This window comes from Amnimonas aquatica (assembly GCF_002943415.1).
Classification (GTDB): domain Bacteria; phylum Pseudomonadota; class Gammaproteobacteria; order Pseudomonadales; family Moraxellaceae; genus Perlucidibaca; species Perlucidibaca aquatica_A.
Genome location: NZ_PTQZ01000244.1, coordinates 1 through 2,451 on the forward strand (window position 1 = coordinate 1; position 2,451 = coordinate 2,451).

General features: G+C 67.4%; 3 protein-coding genes. 2 read left to right on the plus strand and 1 reads right to left on the minus strand.

Features of this window, described 5'->3' with window-relative positions; all coding sequences use genetic code 11:
• Positions 1 to 910, plus strand: a 910-nt coding sequence (locus C5O18_RS08555; RefSeq protein ID WP_241146801.1) for a GAF domain-containing sensor histidine kinase, incomplete at its 5' end; no start/stop codon positions are given.
• A gap of 38 nt (positions 911 to 948) precedes the next feature.
• Here the strand turns inward: C5O18_RS08555 and cysB are convergent.
• Positions 949 to 1,929 carry an HTH-type transcriptional regulator CysB gene (cysB, locus tag C5O18_RS08560; protein ID WP_105193143.1) on the minus strand — a complete coding sequence of 327 codons (981 nt, stop codon included), beginning with the start codon at positions 1,927 to 1,929 and terminating at the stop codon, positions 949 to 951.
• A gap of 109 nt (positions 1,930 to 2,038) precedes the next feature.
• Between cysB and C5O18_RS08565 the strand changes: the two genes are divergently transcribed.
• Positions 2,039 to 2,451, plus strand: a 413-nt coding sequence (locus C5O18_RS08565) for a sulfite exporter TauE/SafE family protein (protein ID WP_206389814.1), incomplete at its 3' end; no start/stop codon positions are given.

The following is a 2,451-nucleotide window of genomic DNA, read 5'->3' on the forward strand; positions in this document are numbered from 1 at the left end:
GGAATACAACTCCATCGCCTACCTCGGCATTCCCCTCACCACCACCCAGGGCCAGACCCTGGGCAGCTTCTGCGCCGTGCGCTCCGAGCCCTACCAGTGGTCGGAGCGCGAAATCACGGTCATGCGCGCCCTCGCCCATGCGGTGATCACCGAAATCGAACTGCGCCTGCTCGCCAGCCAGTTCCGGGACAGCTATCACGAACTGCGCACGCTCAGCCTGCAGCGCGACGAAATGATCGACATGCTGGTGCATGACCTGCGCAACCCGCTCTCGTCGCTGATCGCCGGCATGCACCTGGTACGCGATGACAACCCGCTCACCCCGGCGCAGCAGCGAGCCCTCGACATCGCCCAGCGCGGCGGCGAAACCCTGCTGGCCATGATCAACGACCTGCTGGACAGCAGCCGGGCCAAGGCTGTCGGCATGCAGCTGGACCTCGGCCCGGTCGCCATCACGGAGGTCTGCCAGGCCGCGCTGGAGCAGGTGACTCACCTCGCCGAGCGCTCGGGGGTGAGGCTGGAGACCGATATCGCCCTCGGCCTGCCCCCGCTGCGCGCGGATCGCGGCAAACTCAGGCGCGTGCTGGTCAACCTGCTCGCCAACGCCATCCAGCACACGCCGGCCGGGGGCATGGTGAGCCTGGAGGCCCGCGCCGATGCCGGCGGCCGCACCCTGGAGCTGATCGTCAGCGACACCGGGCTAGGCATCGCCCCGCAGCAGGTCGACAGCCTGTTCGACAAATACGGCACCTCGTCGAGCTCGCCCGGGCAGACGCACTCCACCGGACTGGGCCTGCCTTTCTGCAAGCTGGTGGCGGAAGCGCACGGTGGCGACATCCAGGTGGCGAGCAGCATCAGCCACGGCGCCAGCTTCCGGCTGACCCTGCCCCTTCCTGCCAGAACGCACTAGAACACGCCGGCCCGCCATCGCACGGAGGCGGGCCCGCCTCAGAACATGGGCAGGTCGCTGCCCTTGAAGAGATGATCGACCTCGGCGCGGGCATCGCCGCGGTTGAGCACCGACTCCACCACCGGGCGGGTCAGGTGCGGCGCGAAGGTCTCGATGAAGTCGAACATGAAGCCGCGCAGGAAGGTGCCGCGGCGAAAGCCGATGTGGGTCACACTGGCCTCGAACAGGTGGCCGGCATCGAGCGCCACCAGATCACGGTCGTCCTTCTCCGGCTCGTAGGCCATCTGCGCGATGATGCCGACGCCCAGCCCCAGGCGCACATAGGTCTTGATCACGTCGGCGTCGGTGGCGGTGAACACCACGTTGGCGGCCAGCCCGCGCTGGCTGAAAGCCTCGTCGAGCTTGGAACGGCCGGTGAAACCGAAGACATAGGTGACAATGGGGAACTGCGCCACCGCCTCCAGCGTCAGCGGCTGCACTTTTGTCAGTGGATGGTCGCGCGGCACCACCACGGCGCGGTTCCACTGGTAGGCCGGCAGCATGACCAGGTCGGAGAAGTGCTCCAGCGCCTCGGTGGCGATGGCGAAATCCACCGTGCCGTCGGCCGCCATTTCGGCGATCTGCTGCGGCGTGCCCTGGTGCATGTGCAGCGCCACGTCCGGATAGTCCTTGCGGAAGGCCTCGATCACCGGCGGCAGCCGGTAGCGCGCCTGCGTGTGCGTGGTCGCCACCGACAGGCTGCCGCGCGCCTCGTCGGAGAACTCGAGCGCGACCTGGCGGATCGACTCGACCTGGCGCAGCACGTCGCCGGCGAGCTTGAGGATGGCCTGCCCGGCCGGCGTGACGCGGCTCAGGTGCTTGCCGTTGCGGGCGAAGATCTCCACCCCCAGCTCGTCCTCGAGCAGGCGGATCTGCTTGCTGATGCCCGGCTGCGAGGTGAACAGCGCGTTCGCGGTCTGGGACACGTTGAGCTCGTGCTGGGCCACTTCCCAGATGTATCGCAGCTGCTGCAGCTTCATGCCCGCCTCGCCTTCATATAACCCAATGGCATAACTCTATAGCAAAACGATCTTTTGCAAAGCCCTGCCGAGCCCGTATTTTCCGCCGACTTCGTGACGCGAGAATCACATGGACATCACGCTTTCATTGCACGACCTGCTGTTTGTGGCTTCCGGCGCGCTGGTCGGCCTGGTCGTCGGACTTACCGGCGTCGGCGGCGGCTCGCTGATGACCCCGTTGCTGACCATGATGGGCGTGCCGCTGCACACCGCCATCGGCACCGACCTGCTCTACGCTTCGATCAGCAAGGCCGGCGGCGCCATCGTGCACCAGCGCCACCGCAACATCGACTGGCGCATCACCCTGACCCTCGCCGCCGGCAGCATCCCGGCCGCCATCCTCACGGTATGGGCGCTGCGCGAGTGGTTCCCGGACGCCGCAGCCTACAAGCACATCCTCACCCTCGCGCTCGGCTTCATGCTGCTGCTGACCGCGCTCAGCCTGCTGCTGCGGCCGCTGATCCAGCGTCGCCTGCAGGCCGC